Source organism: Streptomyces flavofungini (assembly GCF_030388665.1).
In the GTDB taxonomy this organism is placed as follows: Bacteria; Actinomycetota; Actinomycetes; order Streptomycetales; family Streptomycetaceae; genus Streptomyces; species Streptomyces flavofungini_A.
On sequence record NZ_CP128846.1, the window covers coordinates 6,223,145 to 6,238,464 of the forward strand.

14 protein-coding genes and 1 tRNA gene are annotated in these 15,320 nt (G+C 72.1%); 12 read left to right on the forward strand and 3 right to left on the reverse strand.

The features are described from left to right. Window positions 1-199: 199 nt before the first annotated feature. Entirely contained in the window at window positions 200-2,293 is a 2,094-nt protein-coding gene (locus QUY26_RS26410) for a hypothetical protein (protein WP_289956066.1), read from the reverse strand. A gap of 482 nt (window positions 2,294-2,775) precedes the next feature. Between QUY26_RS26410 and proB the strand changes: the two genes are divergently transcribed. From proB to QUY26_RS26435, 5 genes are all read left to right on the forward strand, one after another. Continuing rightward, the gene (gene proB / locus QUY26_RS26415) at window positions 2,776-3,912 is read left to right on the forward strand and encodes a glutamate 5-kinase (protein WP_289950835.1); all 1,137 of its coding nucleotides are present in this window, start codon (window positions 2,776-2,778) and stop codon (window positions 3,910-3,912) included. Window positions 3,913-4,185: 273 nt separating this feature from the next. Continuing rightward, a complete protein-coding gene (locus tag QUY26_RS26420; protein WP_289956067.1) occupies window positions 4,186-4,674 on the forward strand; it encodes a hypothetical protein in 489 nt (162 codons plus the stop codon). 395 nt (window positions 4,675-5,069) lie between these two features. Continuing rightward, window positions 5,070-6,353, forward strand: coding sequence for a glutamate-5-semialdehyde dehydrogenase (locus tag QUY26_RS26425; RefSeq protein WP_289950837.1), 1,284 nt, complete (start codon window positions 5,070-5,072; stop codon window positions 6,351-6,353). 123 nt (window positions 6,354-6,476) lie between these two features. Further along, window positions 6,477-7,103 (forward strand): hypothetical protein, encoded by a 627-nt coding sequence (locus tag QUY26_RS26430; RefSeq protein ID WP_289950839.1) that lies wholly within the window; start codon window positions 6,477-6,479, stop codon window positions 7,101-7,103. Between the two features lie 156 nt (window positions 7,104-7,259). After that, entirely contained in the window at window positions 7,260-8,324 is a 1,065-nt protein-coding gene (locus tag QUY26_RS26435; RefSeq protein WP_289950840.1) for a hypothetical protein, read from the forward strand. Window positions 8,325-8,366: 42 nt separating this feature from the next. Here the strand turns inward: QUY26_RS26435 and QUY26_RS26440 are convergent, their stop codons facing one another. Further along, window positions 8,367-9,476, reverse strand: a complete 1,110-nt coding sequence (locus QUY26_RS26440; RefSeq protein WP_289950841.1) for a M48 family metallopeptidase — start codon at window positions 9,474-9,476, stop codon at window positions 8,367-8,369. Between the two features lie 101 nt (window positions 9,477-9,577). Between QUY26_RS26440 and QUY26_RS26445 the strand changes: the two genes are divergently transcribed. The 7 genes from QUY26_RS26445 to QUY26_RS26475 all read left to right on the forward strand — a co-directional run bounded on the left by QUY26_RS26445 (window position 9,578) and on the right by QUY26_RS26475 (window position 14,129). Then, window positions 9,578-9,733 (forward strand): hypothetical protein, encoded by a 156-nt coding sequence (locus tag QUY26_RS26445; RefSeq protein ID WP_289950842.1) that lies wholly within the window; start codon window positions 9,578-9,580, stop codon window positions 9,731-9,733. 154 nt (window positions 9,734-9,887) lie between these two features. Beyond that, window positions 9,888-10,052 (forward strand): hypothetical protein, encoded by a 165-nt coding sequence (locus QUY26_RS26450; RefSeq protein ID WP_289950843.1) that lies wholly within the window; start codon window positions 9,888-9,890, stop codon window positions 10,050-10,052. A gap of 68 nt (window positions 10,053-10,120) precedes the next feature. Continuing rightward, a complete protein-coding gene (gene nadD, locus QUY26_RS26455; RefSeq protein ID WP_289950845.1) occupies window positions 10,121-10,771 on the forward strand; it encodes a nicotinate-nucleotide adenylyltransferase in 651 nt (216 codons plus the stop codon). Window positions 10,772-10,787: 16 nt separating this feature from the next. Further along, a complete protein-coding gene (locus QUY26_RS26460) occupies window positions 10,788-12,524 on the forward strand; it encodes an LCP family protein (protein ID WP_289950848.1) in 1,737 nt (578 codons plus the stop codon). A gap of 259 nt (window positions 12,525-12,783) precedes the next feature. Further along, complete coding sequence (gene rsfS, locus QUY26_RS26465) at window positions 12,784-13,242, forward strand: ribosome silencing factor (RefSeq protein ID WP_030362627.1); 459 nt, start codon at window positions 12,784-12,786, stop codon at window positions 13,240-13,242. Continuing rightward, the gene (locus tag QUY26_RS26470; protein WP_289950851.1) at window positions 13,239-13,880 is read left to right on the forward strand and encodes a histidine phosphatase family protein; all 642 of its coding nucleotides are present in this window, start codon (window positions 13,239-13,241) and stop codon (window positions 13,878-13,880) included. The genes rsfS and QUY26_RS26470 overlap by 4 nt, the downstream gene beginning before the upstream one ends. Before the next feature lie 176 nt (window positions 13,881-14,056). Next, window positions 14,057-14,129: transfer RNA gene (locus QUY26_RS26475), tRNA-Ala, on the forward strand. A 136-nt stretch (window positions 14,130-14,265) separates the two neighbouring features. On the opposite strand, the gene QUY26_RS26480 is transcribed toward QUY26_RS26475, so the two are convergent. Further along, complete coding sequence (locus tag QUY26_RS26480; RefSeq protein WP_436840408.1) at window positions 14,266-15,177, reverse strand: helix-turn-helix transcriptional regulator; 912 nt, start codon at window positions 15,175-15,177, stop codon at window positions 14,266-14,268. Window positions 15,178-15,320: the final 143 nt, after the last annotated feature.

A 15,320-nucleotide genomic window follows, 5' to 3' on the forward strand; every position in this document is an offset into this window, starting at 1 on the left:
TCGGAGAGCACCCGCCCGTGACGGTCGGACCCGCCTCACCGCCAGGGGCCGTGTCGGAGCCCCGTAGCCGTCGGCTCGCCGTCAGGGGACACGGCGAAGGGCCCCGGAGCGAATCATCGCTCCGGGGCCCTTCGCTATCAGCCGAGGTCGGACTTCGGTGGGGCCTGCGGTTGCCGCCCGGCCGAGGCCCCCGGCCCGACTACGCCGACTCCAGCTCCTCCGTCGGGTCCGCGTCCATCGCGGCCTCCGCGGCGTCCACCGTCTCCGTGGACTCCTCCCGCTGGGCGGGGATCTCCGCGTCCTGGCGAGCCGCCGCACGGGCGCGGCGGGCGTCGGACTTGGCGGACAGGGCCAGGACCGCCGCGTTGAAGCGGACGATGGAGGGCGGGTCGGACGGGCCGAGGAGGTGCTCCTTCAGCTCGGCGCGGGCCTCCACGAACGCGTCCTTCTCCGGATTGCGCACGGCCTCCAGGAGGGCGGGCACGCCGTCCGCATCGGGCGTGAGGACCGTAGCGGCGCGCACCGTCGGGAAGCCGGAGCGGAAGTCCGCCTCGCTCATCCCGGAGGTGTTGGCCACCGCGTACGGCTTCTCGCTGCTCAGCCAGTCCGAGACGACCGAGGAGACATCGCTGATCAGCAGGTCGGCCTGGTTGAAGCAGGAGAAGATCGCCGGGCGGGACTCGGTGACGATCTGGTGCTCCCACTCGGGCAGCGAGGCCCAGTACGCCGACTCCCACGCCGCGGTCGCCTCGGCGATCGCGGCCCGGCTGTCGCCGTCGGGCGCGCCCTGGAGCATCATCCGCTCCTGCTCGTCCACGCTCTTGCGGAACTTCTTGGCGGTGAGCAGGTTCAACGCGTCCGCGCGGGCGAGGAGTTCGGCCGCGGCCTCGGGGCCGGGGCGGGGGCCGGAGCGCTTCGCGGCGGCCTCGCGGATCATGGCCTTGATGCGCTCGTTGGCGGCGCCCGCGGCGGGGTTCTGCGAGCCGGTCATCGGGTGCGGCTTGTAGATGAGGCGCACGGCCGGGTCGGCGAGCAGCTGCCGGACGATGTTCTCGCCCGCGAGCACGACCGAGGTGTTGCCGGGGTTGCCGTCCCAGCCCTCCCAGGTCGGGGCGTAGAGCACGGTCGTGTACGCGCCCGTGGGCGGGCCCGCGTACGGCCGGATCGGCGAGAGCTGGGGGCGGCCGACCTCGACCACGTCCTTGTCCTCGACGCCGATGTCGGCGAGCTGGTAGCGGTCGCGGGCGGCGGGGCCGGCGACCCACACCTCGTCGTAGGCCTTCGCGTACGGGTTGCAGGACGACAGCTTGTCGCTCTCGCCGTGGTTGATGAAGGCGTGCTTGAGCGAGGGGATGCGCAGGACCTGCGAGGTCTTCGCGGCGTTCGCCGGGTGCAGCATCATCTTCAGCGTCGACGTCTCCAGGGAGAACATCGTGGCGACCTTCGGGAAGCAGATGATCGGCACGTCCGTGGAGTCGATCTTCTGCACCATGAAGCGCTCGCGCAGCACGATCAGCGGCTTGCCGTCGAGCTGGGAGAGCGTGGAGAGCCACATGTTCGCCTGGTACGCGGACGTGGTGCCGCCGGAGAAGTACATGGCGACCGTCGGCCGGTACTCGGCCAGCCACTGGTCGAGCCACTCCATGACGGCCTGGTCGCCCTTCGCCCGCTTCTTCGGCAGCATCCAGGTCGCCAGGTACGCGGCGCCGCCGCCCATCAGGACGAGGGAGACGCCGAGTCCGATGCCGCCCCAGTACGCGTCGGCGGTGGCCGCGGTGAGCAGCAGGCCGACCGTGGCGGGCACCGAGAACGTGAGCAGGCGGCGCGCCTGCTGGCGGGCCAGGATGCGCGGCGGGGCGGCGCTCAGGTGCAGCGCGGAGGCGTCGATGTTGCGCGTGACGATCGGCAGCGTACGGGCGCGGCGGACCATGATGGCGACGGCCTGGCAGAAGAAGTGCAGAGCGTAGAACGCGAGCAGCGCCACGGTCAGCGGCGACTGCTCGGCCAGCGGCTCGATGCCGTCGATGCGCAGCAGGCCGACGAGGACCAGCATGTCGCGCAGGAGCTGCCGGACGGTGACATCGAAGCGGATCTTGCCCAGGAGGGAGAGCAGACCGGGCTGCTTGTACTGCAGATAGATGTCGAGCGCGAGGTTCGCGGCCGCCGCGGCGACGAACACCGGGACGTACGGGACGAGCGCGGAAACGAGCTGTGCCGTGAAGAGCGCGATCATCGACAGCAGGGCGGTGAGCTGTTCGACGCGGCGGCGGGGGGCGAGTCCGGCGGAGGGCACGGGCTTGGGCTCCTGGCGGGGGGCGTTTCGGACGGGGGGCATTGCGGGGGGTGTGCGGGGTGGTGCGGGGCCCGGCTGCGCGGACCGACCCATCCGGATAAGTGGTCGACACTCATCCGGATTAGTGGAAGACCCCTGACCGTATGACGCTCGGTGCCTCCGGAGCAATCTTCCGTGACGCTAATCACCGTATAAAGGGGCAAAGGTAATGGAACTCGGAGGCCGAAATTCGGCCTCTTGACGACTTAGGGCCCGTCGGGCAGGACCAAGGGCCTCCCGCGGTGCCCGGGGGCTCCGGTACCGGCCCGCCGCTCGCCCGTCCGGCCGTGCCCGTCCGGTCGGCGAAACGCGCGGGCGCTGCCGCCGCGTCCTCACGTACATTGCTGGTCCACAGCACATGGGGACCATTGGGGAAGTACGTGACAAGGGCCGTGACAGGGGCAAAGGGACGGACGGACGTCGCGGGGGCCCACCGGGTCGTCGTGAAGGTGGGCTCTTCGTCCCTGACCACCGCGTCGGGCGGGCTCGACGCGGACCGCGTGGACGCGCTCGTCGACGTACTCGCGAAGAGCAGGATCGTGGGGGCGGACCGAAGGTCCTCGGTTGCGGGCGGTGGCGGGAGACGGGCGGGCGGGGGAGAGCGCGAGATCGTGCTCGTCTCCTCCGGCGCGATCGCCGCCGGGCTCGCCCCCCTCGGACTGCGCCGCCGTCCCAAGGACCTGGCCCGCCAGCAGGCCGCCGCCAGCGTCGGCCAGGGCCTCCTCGTCGCCCGCTACACCGCGTCCTTCGCGCGCTACGGCGTCCGCGTCGGCCAGGTCCTGCTCACCACCGACGACACCAGCCGCCGCGCTCACCACCGCAACGCCTCGCGCACCCTCGACAAGCTCCTCGCCATGGGCGCCCTGCCCGTCGTCAACGAGAACGACACGGTCGCCACCGACGAGATCCGCTTCGGCGACAACGACCGCCTCGCCGCCCTCGTCGCCCACCTCGTCCGAGCCGACCTGCTCGTGCTCCTCTCGGACGTGGACGGCCTGTACGACGGCGACCCGTCCGTGCCCGGCACCGCGCGGATCGCCGAGGTCACGGGGCCCGCCGACATCGCCCACGTCAAGATCGGCAGCGCGGGCCGGGCGGGCGTCGGCACCGGCGGCATGGTCACCAAGGTCGAGGCCGCCCGGATCGCCGCGGCCGCCGGCATCCCCGTCGTCCTCACCTCCGCGAGCCAGGCCGCCGACGCGCTCGCAGGCCGCGACACCGGCACGTACTTCCACCCCACCGGGCGCCGCTCCGCCGACCGCCTGCTGTGGCTCCAGCACGCCTCCGCGCCGCGCGGCTCCCTCACCCTCGACGACGGGGCGGTACGGGCGGTCGTCGAGGGCCGCAAGTCGCTGCTGCCCGCGGGCATCGCCGCGGTCGAGGGCGAGTTCATCGCGGGCGACCCGGTCGAGCTGCGGGACACCGCGGGCCGCGCCGTCGCCCGCGGCCTGGTGAACTTCGACGCCAAGGAACTACCGCGCCTCTTCGGTCGCTCCACCCGCGAGCTCGCCCGCGAGCTCGGCCCCGCCTACGAGCGCGAAGTGGTGCACCGCGACGACCTGGTGGTCCTGCACCCCTGACCCACCCGGGGCCCTGCACCAGCACCCCGCGAGGCAGTGCACCATCCACCCCGCCCGAAGGTGCACCTCTAGTCCCGCCCGCCTCGCGGACACCAGCGCAAATCAGGCCGAAAACAGGCGCGAACGCCGTGTCACGGCTGGCTCGCCCGAGGTGAAACTCCGCAAAACCGCCCCGCGAGACCGCTTGTCCTGCTCAACTTTGTTGCAGGGCAGTTCCACACGACCGTTGCATATCCGCACCACCACTGGTTGAAGGAGGCCGTCGTGAGACGAGTGCGCCCAGGGGCGGCGTCCCGCGGGTCGGCCGAGCGTGCGCTGACGAGCGTCGCCGCGGGGGCGGCGTACGGCAGCGACGCGGCCGACGGCCACGACCAGGAGGCACGCGAGAACAAGGCGCGGGACGGCGGCGAGACGGCCGACGCGCCCCGTCTGTGGCACGTCACGCTGAGCGTCTCCGGCGCCAAAGCGCCGCTCCAGGAGGTCCGGCGAGGCCTGGAACAGCTCGCCCACGACCACCCCTTCCTGCTCACCAGCCGCTACGCCCACGACCACGCGGAGATCCGCTACTGGGAAGAGGCCCGTGACCTGCACGACGCCGCCGCGGTCGCGCTGCGCCTGTGGGGCGAGCACCGGCAGAGCGCGCAGCTGCCGCCGTGGGAGATCGTCGGCCTCGAAGTGATCGACCGCGACACGTATCACCACCGGATCGCGGAGGGGTACGGGCCGCTGCCCGCGACGCCCGTCGGCGTGCATCCGTTTTAGCGCGCTTGAACCGGCACGTTCCCGTGCGCTTGAACCGGCACGTTCCCGTGCGCTTGAACCGGCACGTTCCCGTGCGCCTGAACCGGCACGTTTCCATGCGCCTGAACCGGCGCAGCTCTCGCGGAGCTGGTTGATCGCCGTTGTGGTTGCTCAATTGGTGAGTGCTGTTCGGGGGTGCTGTTCGGGGGTGCTGTTCGTGAGCGGGGAAGACACGGGGGACTGGGAAGCGCGTGTCAATTCCAGCCATCTCCGTGCTGCGGCGCCCTGTCCCGCAGGCGGGCGCCCGGCTGGCCCTCCGGCGCGGCCCCCGGCGCGGCCCCCGGCACGGCCCGCGAGGCGTCTCGCTGGGCGGAACAGCGTCTGGACGCCCTCCGGCGCGCCGTTACGCTGCCCTCATGACCGCGCTCTCGCCCTACGACAACATGTCCCCGGTCGCCCAGGCCGCCTACCGGTCCCGCGCCGCCGCGGCCACCCTCGCGCCGCTGCCGCGCGCCGAGAAGGACGACGCGCTGCTCGCCATCGCCGACGCCCTCGAAGTGCGTACCGCGGAGATCGTGGCGGCCAACGCCAAGGACATCGCGAAGGCCCGCGAGGCCGGCACCAGCGAGGCGATCGTCGACCGCCTCACCCTCACCCCCGAACGCGTCCGCGCCATCGCCGCCGACGTGCGCCACGTCGTCGCCCTGCCCGACCCCGTCGGCGAGGTCGTCCGCGGCTCCACGCTGCCCAACGGCATCGACCTGCGCCAGGTCCGCGTCCCCCTCGGCGTCGTCGGCATCATCTACGAGGCCCGCCCGAACGTCACCGTCGACGCCGCCGCCCTCTGCCTGAAGTCGGGCAACGCGGTGCTGCTCCGCGGCTCCTCCTCCGCGTACGAGTCCAACACCGCGCTCGTGCGGGTCCTGCGCGACGCCGTGCACGGCGCCGGTCTGCCCGCCGACGCCGTACAGCTCGTCCCCGGCGAGAGCCGCGAGTCCGTCCGCGAACTGATGCGCGCCCGCGGCCTCGTCGACGTCCTCATCCCGCGCGGCGGCGCCTCCCTGATCAGGACCGTCGTCGAGGAGTCCACGGTCCCCGTCATCGAGACCGGCACCGGCAACTGCCATGTCTACGTCGACGCGCACGCCGACCTCGACATGGCCGTCGACATCCTGATCAACTCCAAGGCCCAGCGCGTCAGCGTCTGCAACGCCGCCGAGACCCTCCTCGTGCACGCCGACATCGCCGACGCCTTCCTGCCCCGCGCCCTCGACGCCCTCGCCGACGCCGGCGTCACCGTGCACGCCGACGAACGCGTCCAGGCGTACGCCCCCGGCTCCAAGGCCACCGTCGTACCGGCCACCACCGAGGACTGGGAGACCGAGTACCTCTCGTACGACATCGCCGCCGCCGTCGTCGACTCCCTCGAACAGGCCGTCGAGCACATCCGCCTGTGGACCTCCGGGCACACCGAGGCCATCGTCACCACCTCGCAGCAGGCCGCGCGCCGCTTCACCCAGCTCGTGGACTCCACCACCGTCGCCGTGAACGCCTCCACGCGGTTCACCGACGGCGGCCAGTTCGGCTTCGGCGCCGAGATCGGCATCTCCACCCAGAAGCTGCACGCCCGCGGCCCCATGGGGCTGCCGGAGCTCACCTCCACGAAGTACATCGTGACGGGCGACGGCCACGTCCGGTGACGGTCGCGCGCGGCGCGCGACACGTCGCGTGACCGCCGCGGGGTAGTGGGGCGTTGAGGGTCACAACCCCCGAATTGCCTCTGCGTCTGCCCAAATTGCCCCGTCCAGGTCTACGCTGGACGGGTGCCGGAGGACGTGGGGGGTTCGCCGTTTCCCGACGGCTGGGAACCCGACGACGACCGCGACCACGGGGGTGCGGACGAAGAGTTCGCCTCCGTGGTCTTCGACGAGGATTTCGTGCGCGCCGCCGAGATCCATGAGCCCACCGCGGTGGAGCGGCTGCTCGCCGCCGCCGAGGCACGCGCCGAGGCCTCCGAGGCCGAGGCCCGCAGGGGCCGCGCCCGCCGCCGCGGCCCGCACGGCGCCGACGGCTCGGGCCCGGACGACGACTACCCCTACGAGGGCTACGGCACCGGCGAGTTCGGCCGCGACGGCGACCTCGACGACTACGACGACCTCGGCGACCCCGAGTTCCTGGAAGACGGCCGCGGACGCTACGGCCGCCGCGGCGCCAAGGTCCGCTGGCACCGCCCGGTGGCCTGGATGCTCGCCCTCCTCCTCGGCATAGGCATGGTCGCCCTGGCCTTCGCCGCGGTCTACCGAGGGGCGTCGTCCGGCCGCCAGGACCGGATACCCCCGCCCGCCACCACCGAGATCGAACAGAACGCGGGCCCCGGCGACTCCCCGAGGCCCTCCGCGTCGGCGGAGTTCGGCCAGTCCCCGGTCCCCGCCGAGCCCCGCACCCCCTGACCGCCGGGCGCATCCGCCCAGGCAGCGGCCACCACGAGCCACCACGACCGCCCGCGCACGCCGGCGCCGCCAACTGGGCGGCGTGCGTGTGGAGTTGTCAGAAGTTGTCGTGTATCAGGGCGTTTACCTGACCGCCCGGAGACCTACCCTGAAGGTATGGGCGGGCCTGGAGAACCACCTGCGGGGACACCCGAGGGCGCTCCCGGTGGTGAGGACGAGTACCGATCCGTCGTCTTCGACGAGTCGTTCGTACGCGCTGCGCGGCTGCAGGAGTTCTCCGCGCGGGAACGGATGGGCGACCACGCGCGCGCCGTACGCCGCAGGCCCACCGCCCACCGCCGCCTCTCCCGGCAGGTCGTCGTCCTCGTCGTCCTCATCGCCGTCGCCTTCGGCACGGCGATCTACATGGGCGTACGACACCCGTACGGCACCCCGGCCGCCAAACGCCCCGACCCGCTGCGGATGACCGTCATCCCACTCGCCCCCCAGGGCCGCGTGCCCGGCTCCGCGAAGGTCGCCGACCTGTTCGCGAAGAGCCCCGCCGCGCAGTTCCGCATCGGCGCCGGCGGCATCAACCTGCCCGCGGCCCGCCGCACCGCCCACTTCTCCGAGGGCCAGGTCGTCTCCGCGCTCGCCACCGCCAAGGACTACCTGGTGCAGTCCGCACTCGACCCCGAGGTCCTGATGGGGCGTGCCGTGCGCCCCGCCCGCGTCCTGCTCGACCCCGGCCAGCTCGACCAGTTCGACCGCAGCTTCAGGCACCCCGCGGCCGACGGGCGGCACGCCCCCACCGGCTGGCTGGTCCGCTTCGACCGGGAGCGGACGGCGCTCGCCGACCCCGGGGTGCGCGTCCAGGGCAGCCTGCGCGCCTCCGAGACCGACAAGGACACCCTCGAGGTCGCCTCGGACCACACCTTCGTGTACGCGCTGCGTCCGGCCCGGGCCGACGCCCGCGCGCGGGCCTCCCTGTTCACCGTCCGGCGCGAGCTGCACTTCCGCTTCGACCGCGACGACCTGCGCATGCACCAGGCCGAACTGCTCGCCTCCTACGTCCAGGCCGGGCCGCTGGCCTGCGCCGCCGACACCACCCGGCAGCTGCGGCCGCTGCTCGCGGGCGAGAAGGCGAAGGCGGGCGGCCCCGCGGGCACCGACCCGTACGCGACGGGGGATGCCACGGCGCTGTGCGGGACGCTCGCGGGGTCCGCCCAGCCTTCGCTGTGAGCGCTGCTCGTTCCCGGACGGGGAGCGCTTGTCGCCCGACGACTAGGTGTCGGACGGGCGGTCCGACGAGCCGTTGGACGCTGAGCCGCCGCCGCTGCCCTGCCCGGTGAACTTCCCGCGCAGCTTGCCGCCCAGGTCGCCCGCGCCGCCCGCGATGTCGTTGACCAGCTTCATCAGCGGGTCCTTGCTGGTGCGGACGTTGTCCGCGTACGACGACGCGGACTGGCGGAAGGAGTCGGTGACCGACGTGTCCTTGTCGTCCTCGCGGCGCGGGTAGTGACCGTCCATGATCCGCTGGTAGTCGCGGGTCTCGGCCCACTTCTTCAGCTCGGCGGCGCGCACGGTGGTGAAGGGGTGCGAACGCGGCAGCACGTTCAGGATCTTCAGGACGGAGTCGCGCAGGTCGCCGCCCGCCTCGTACTCCTCGGCCTGCTCCAGGAACGCGTCCACGTTCATCTCGTGCAGGTGATTGCCGCCCGCGATCTTCATCAGGCCGCGCATGGAGGCCTGCAGATCTTGGCCGACGAGCAGGCCCGCGCGGTCCGCGGAGAGCTCGGACTTGCGGAACCACTCGCGCAGCGCCGTCACGATCGCCATGATCGCGACGTTGCCCAGGGGGATCCACGCGACCTTGAGGGCGAGGTTGGTGAGGAACAGCAGGATCGTGCGGTACACCGAGTGGCCGGAGAGGGCGTGGCCCACCTCGTGGCCCACCACCGCGCGCATCTCCTCCTCGTCGAGGAGCTCGACCAGGCCGGTCGTCACGACGATGATCGGCTCGTCGAGGCCGATGCACATGGCGTTCGGCTTCGGGTCCTGCTGGACGTACATCGCGGGGACCTTCTCCAGGTCCAGGATGTAACAGGCGTCCCGCAGCATCGTGTGCAGGTGCGCGAACTGGGCGTCGGAGACCCGCACCGAGTCCGAGAGGAAGAGCAGCCGCAGGCTGCGCTCCGGCAGCAGCCCGCTGAGGGCCTTGAAGACCGTGTCGAAGCCGCTGAGCTTGCGCAGGGCCACCAGGGCCGAGCGGTCCGCGGGGTGTTCGTACGCCCGCGAGGAGATGCCGGGGAAGCGCCTGCGCTGCCGGCTCGGCACGTTCCCCTGTCCGTCCCCCGTGCCGTCGTGATTGCCGTCGTACTTGCCGTTGGTCATGCCGCATCCCCCATGTCGTGTCCTCGTTCCTGCCCCCGAGACGGAACCCAGCCTAGGCGGAGATACCGTGACAGGGCAGCACACAGAAGGAGTCATCCGCCATGGAGCACCTCTCCGCAGCTCACGCCCTCGCCCTGGCCGCCGGGGCACAGGACGAGCCAGGCCTCGGCAACCTGCTGCGCGTCGTACTGATCGTGATGGTGGTGGGCTGCGTCCTGGTGGGGTGGCTGCTGCTGCGCGGGTACCGGAAGGACTGAGGGCGGTCGGCGGCCCTTGGCCCCGGGTGCCCCGGGGTGACCTCCGAGGCCCTCGGGGAGCCCTCGGCAGGGCGCCGTGGCCGCACCCCGGGGGCCCGCATACGATGTGCCCAAGTCTTTACCCCGATCCCACACCGGATAGGTCCTGCTGACGATGAGCTTCCACAGCACCGCCGCCCAGTTGGTCACTCTCGCCTCCGAGGGCGGCGAGCACACCGACGAGCACGCGAGCATCAGCCCCTACGTGACCGGCGGCGGCGCCCTCGTCGTGCTGCTCCTGCTGCTCTGGATCACCACCCGCTTCAACCGCGACCGCTGAGCCGTCGCGGCCCGGCCCCGGACGGCTGAGACCGGGGCCTGTCGGCGAGGCCGGTAGTGTCTGCACGCATGGGAGAGCAGGACATGCCTACCGGCCCGCAGGGCGGCCCGGGCTCGGGCCCGGCCAGCGCCGCCAAGCGCCGACTCGGCGTCATGGGCGGAACGTTCGACCCGATCCACCACGGACACCTGGTGGCGGCCAGTGAGGTCGCCGCGCAGTTCCACCTCGACGAGGTCGTGTTCGTGCCGACCGGGCAGCCGTGGCAGAAGAGCGACAAGAAGGTCTCGCCGGCCGAGGACCGCTATCTGATGACGGTCATCGCGACCGCCGAGAACCCGCAGTTCTCGGTCAGCCGCATCGACATCGACCGCGGCGGACCCACGTACACCACGGACACCCTGCGCGACCTGCGCCGCCTCAACCCCGAGACCGACCTCTTCTTCATCACGGGCGCCGACGCGCTCGGCCAGATCCTCACCTGGCGCGACACCGAAGAGCTGTTCTCGCTGGCGCACTTCATCGGCGTCACCCGGCCCGGCCACACCCTGGCCGACCCCGGCCTGCCCGAGGGCGGCGTCTCCTTCGTGGAGGTACCGGCCCTGGCGATCTCGTCCACGGACTGCCGCACACGAGTCGCCAAAGGGGACCCCGTCTGGTACCTGGTGCCGGACGGTGTGGTGCGTTATATCGACAAGCGCGAGCTGTACCGCGGCGAGTGAGCCGAGAGGGGCACCGGTGAACGACCGACAGTACGACCCCTACGCGGGCCAGGACCCGTATGCGGGTCAGTACGCGGGTGACGCGGCGGACCAGTACGAGGTCGTCGGGTACGACGAGTACGGGCGTCCTGTGTACCAACTGGTGCAGCAGCCCCAGGTGCCCCCGCAGGCGGCGCCCGGCTACGACACGTACGCCGCGCAGCAGCAGTCGCAGGGATACGGCTACGACCCGTACGCGGCGGAGGGCTCGACCGGGCAGCAGGCGGCGGTGCCGCCGTCGGCGTACGACACCCGCGAGCAGACCGGGTGGGTGCCGCAGCAGCAGTCGTACCAGGCGCAGACGTCACAGCAGTCGGCGTACCAGGCGCAGACGTCGCAGCAGCCTTCGTATCAGCCACAGACGTCGCAGCAGCCGTCGCGTCAAGAGCCGTCGCATCAACAGCCGTCCCCGGAGCCGGAAGCCGGGCCTGAGCGGTCGCACGAGGGCGACGGGGCGCCCGAGTACCGCACCGAGCAGTTCTCGTTCATAGAGGAACCGGACGAGGAATCCGAAGACGTCATCGACTGGCTCAAGTTCACCGAGAGCCGCACCGAGCGGCGGGAGGAGGCCAAGCGGCGCGGGCGCTCGCGCGTCGTCGCCCTGGCCGTCGTGCTCGCCCTCGCCGTCGTCGGCGGCGTCGGCTATCTGTGGTCCGCGGGCAAGCTGCCCGGCGGCTCGGACGAGAAGTCCGGTGAGCAGGCCGCCGCCGGGCCCCAGAAGCGCGACGTGATCGTCGTCCACCTGCACAACACCAAGGGCGGCGGCACCTCCACGGCGCTGCTCGTGAACAACACCACCACCCAGCGCGGCAGCACCGTCCTGCTCCCCGACTCCCTCGCTCTGACCAGCGAGGACGGCAGTGCGACGACGCTCGCCAAGTCCGTCGAGGACGACGGCTCCACCGGCACGCGCGAGGAGATCGACACGGCCCTCGGCACCCACGTCGAGGGCACCTGGCGCCTGGACACCCCCTATCTCAACAACCTCGTCGAACTCGTCGGCAACATCGACATCGACACCAACACCGACGTCCCCGACCCGAAGGCGAAGAAGAAGGGCGAGGCGCCGCTCGTCAAGAAGGGCGAGCAGCAGACCCTCAGCGGGCCGATGGCCGTCGCGTACGCCACCTACCGCGCATCCGGCGAGGCCGAGACCGCGCAGCTCACCCGCTTCGGCCAGGTCATGCAGGGCGTGCTGCGCAAGCTGTCGTCCGACCCGCAGGCCGCGACCGTCACCGTGCAGTCGCTCGCGCAGATCCTCGACCCGTCCCTGAAGGAGAAGGATCTCGGCACCTTCCTCGCGAAGCTCGCCGACCGCGCCAAGGGCGGCGACTACGCCACCGCGCTCCTTCCGGTCCAGGACGACGGGACGCTGACCGAGAAGGCCAGCACGAGCGTGGTCAAGGACGTCCTCGGCGGCGCCGTGAAGAGCCCCGAGCAGGGCGCGGCCGTCCGGGTCGGCGTGCGCAACGCCACCGGCGACAAGGACTCCACGGAGAAGGCCCGCATCGCGCTGGTCAACGGCGGCTACACCTTCGTCGACGGCGGCTCCGGCACGTCCGCGGCGTCGTCGCAGGTCACCTACGCCGACGCCGGCAAGAAGGCGGAGGCGCAGGAGGTCGCCAAGACCCTCGGCCTGCCCGCGGGCACGGTCCGCAAGGGCAAGACGGCACCGAACGCGGATGTGTCGGTGGTCCTCGGCGGGGACTACTAGGTCGCGGAACCGGGGCCGGGGCGGCCTCGGAGCGGTGCCGGGAGTGGTCCCCGGGGCGGTTGCGGGGCGGGGCGGGGGCGCTCCGGGAGTGGTTGCGGGGCGGGCCGGGGGTGCTCCGGGAGTGGTTGCGGAGCGGATCCGGCGTGGTCCTGGCACGGTCCTGGCACGGTCCTGGCGTGGTCGAAACAATCTTCTGGGGACCCGCGGGCGGTCCGTGAGACCCTTGACGGGTATTGCCCATCTGAAGGAAAGCTCTCTAGTGACCGCCACGGACCGCTCCACCGAGCTCATCACCGTCGCCGCGCAGGCGGCCGCCGACAAGCTCGCGCACGACATCATCGCGTACGACGTCAGCGACGTGCTGTCGATCACGGACGCCTTCCTGCTCGCATCCGCGCCCAACGACCGCCAGGTCAAGTCGATCGTCGACGAGATCGAGGAGCGCCTCAACAAGGAACTCGGCGCCAAGCCGGTGCGCCGCGAGGGCGACCGCGAGGCCCGCTGGGTCCTCCTCGACTACGTCGACATCGTGGTGCACGTCCAGCACAGCGAGGAGCGTGTCTTCTACGCCCTCGAGCGCCTGTGGAAGGACTGCCCCGAGATCGAGCTGCCCGCCGAGGCCAAGGCCACCCGCGGCAAGGCCGCCGAGTACGCCGACCGGCAGCAGGCCGCCGAGGAGGCCGGAGCCCTGCGCGAGCTGGGCGGTGAGCTGCGGTGAGCAGCCGCGGCTGCCGGATCATCCTGTGGCGGCACGGCCAGACCGCCTGGAACCTGGAGCGCCGCTTCCAGGGCACCACGGACATCGAGCTGACCGAAGTCGGCCTCGGCCAGGCCCGGCGCGCCGCCCGGCTGCTCGCCTCCCTGAAGCCGGACGCGATCATCGCGTCCGACCTCAGCCGGGCCGCGGCCACCGCCGCCGAGCTTGCCGCCGTCACGGGCCTCGACGTCACCCACGACGAGGCCCTGCGGGAGACCTACGCCGGGGCCTGGCAGGGCCTGACCCACGACGAGATCATCGCCCGGCACGGCGAGCAGTACGCCGCGTGGAAGCGCGGCGAGCCGGTGCGCCGCGGCGGCGGTGAGCTGGAGACCGAGGTGGCCGACCGCGCCGCCCCGGTCGTGCTGCGGCACGCGGAGAAGCTGCCCGACAACGGCACGCTGGTCGTCGCCAGCCACGGCGGCACCATCCGCACCACCATCGGACGCCTCCTCGGCCTGGAGCCGCACCACTGGGAGAGCCTGGGCGGTCTCTCCAACTGCTGCTGGTCGGTCCTCGGCCAGGGCGCGCGCGGCTGGCGCCTGCTCGAGCACAACGCGGGCACGCTGCCCGAGCCGGTGCTCGGCGACGACGACTAGGGCCGGTCGGGCAGCCGATCGGACAGCCGGTCGGACGGCCCGCGTGTCCCCGCGGAAGCCCAGGTCACCGGTGCCGGGGAGCGGATTTCGCATTCGGGCAGGTCGCAGGCTAAAGTTCTTCTTGTTCGCCCCGCCGAGCGGGGCGAAACACCATGCGGCTCCGCCGCGTGGCGCAAGGGGCTATAGCTCAGTTGGTAGAGCGCCTGCATGGCATGCAGGAGGTCAGGAGTTCAATTCTCCTTAGCTCCACTCACACGAGAAGCGGCGTGGGCTCACAAAAGATGTGAGCCGCGTCGCTTTCGTCATTCCCGGCGCCTCTCCGCATTCCCGGCGTCCCTCCCACGTGGATCGCGCGGGTCGTGCGGATCGCGGGCGCCGGTCCGGATCACCCGTGCTCGTCGTCGCGGCGCAGAGCGCGCAGCCGGGCCATCCGGTCGACTGTCTCCTCGTCGTCCGGCGTGTACGCCACGATGCGGCAGTCCGGCATGCCGTTGATCGACAGCGACACCGACGTCATCCGCAGCTCACCGACGGCCTTGTGCCAGAACGTCTTCACCCGCGGCCCCGGCGGCACCACATAGCCGCTCGCCCACATCCGTGCGAACTCCGGGCTCGCCGCGGACAGTTCCCGGATGAAGTGCTCCCAGGCGGGCTCGCCCACATGCCGGCCGTACTCCCCGCGCAGCGTCGCCACCATCACCGGCAGCTCCGAGTCCCTGAACACCAGCGGACAGTGCTTCTCCGGCACGACGAACAGCGTCCACAGCACGTTCTTCACGCCTATCGCCTCGATGGGCGGGATGAGGAAGAGGTCTCTGTAGGCGGGATTGGTGGCGAGGATGTCGTACCGCGCGTTGTACACGACCGCCGGGTGCGGGTCCAAGGCGTCGATGATGCCCTGGATCTCCGTGCCCACCGTCTGCGCGGCCGCCTCGTGCCGCGCGGCGTACGGCACTTCCGCCAGGTGGTACAGATGCTCGCGCTCCGCGCTGTCCAGGCGCAGCGTGCGTGCGACGGCGTCCAGGACCTGGGCGGAGGCGTTGATGGGGCGGCCCTGCTCCAGCCACGTGTACCACGTCACACCGACGCCGGAGAGCTGGGCGACCTCCTCGCGGCGCAGGCCCGGCGTGCGGCGCCGGGGGCCGGGCGGCATGCCCACGTCGGCGGGGGTGACGCGGGCCCTGCGCCCCCGCAGGAACGCGGCCAGCTCGGGGCGGCGACGGGCGGGCGTGGTGGCGGGAGCTGGAGCGGGCGTGGTGGCGGGCGTGGTGGGCGGCCCCGGGTGGGTGGGCGGCACCGTAGGCACCGTGCGTGCGCGCGGCTCCGTGTGTGCCGGGGGCGCTGTGCGTGCGGGCGGCGCCGTGCGTGCCGGCGATGCCGTGCGTGGTGTCCCCGTCATGTCCATCGTCGTCACGTCCCCCATCGTCCGTCCCCGCCCCC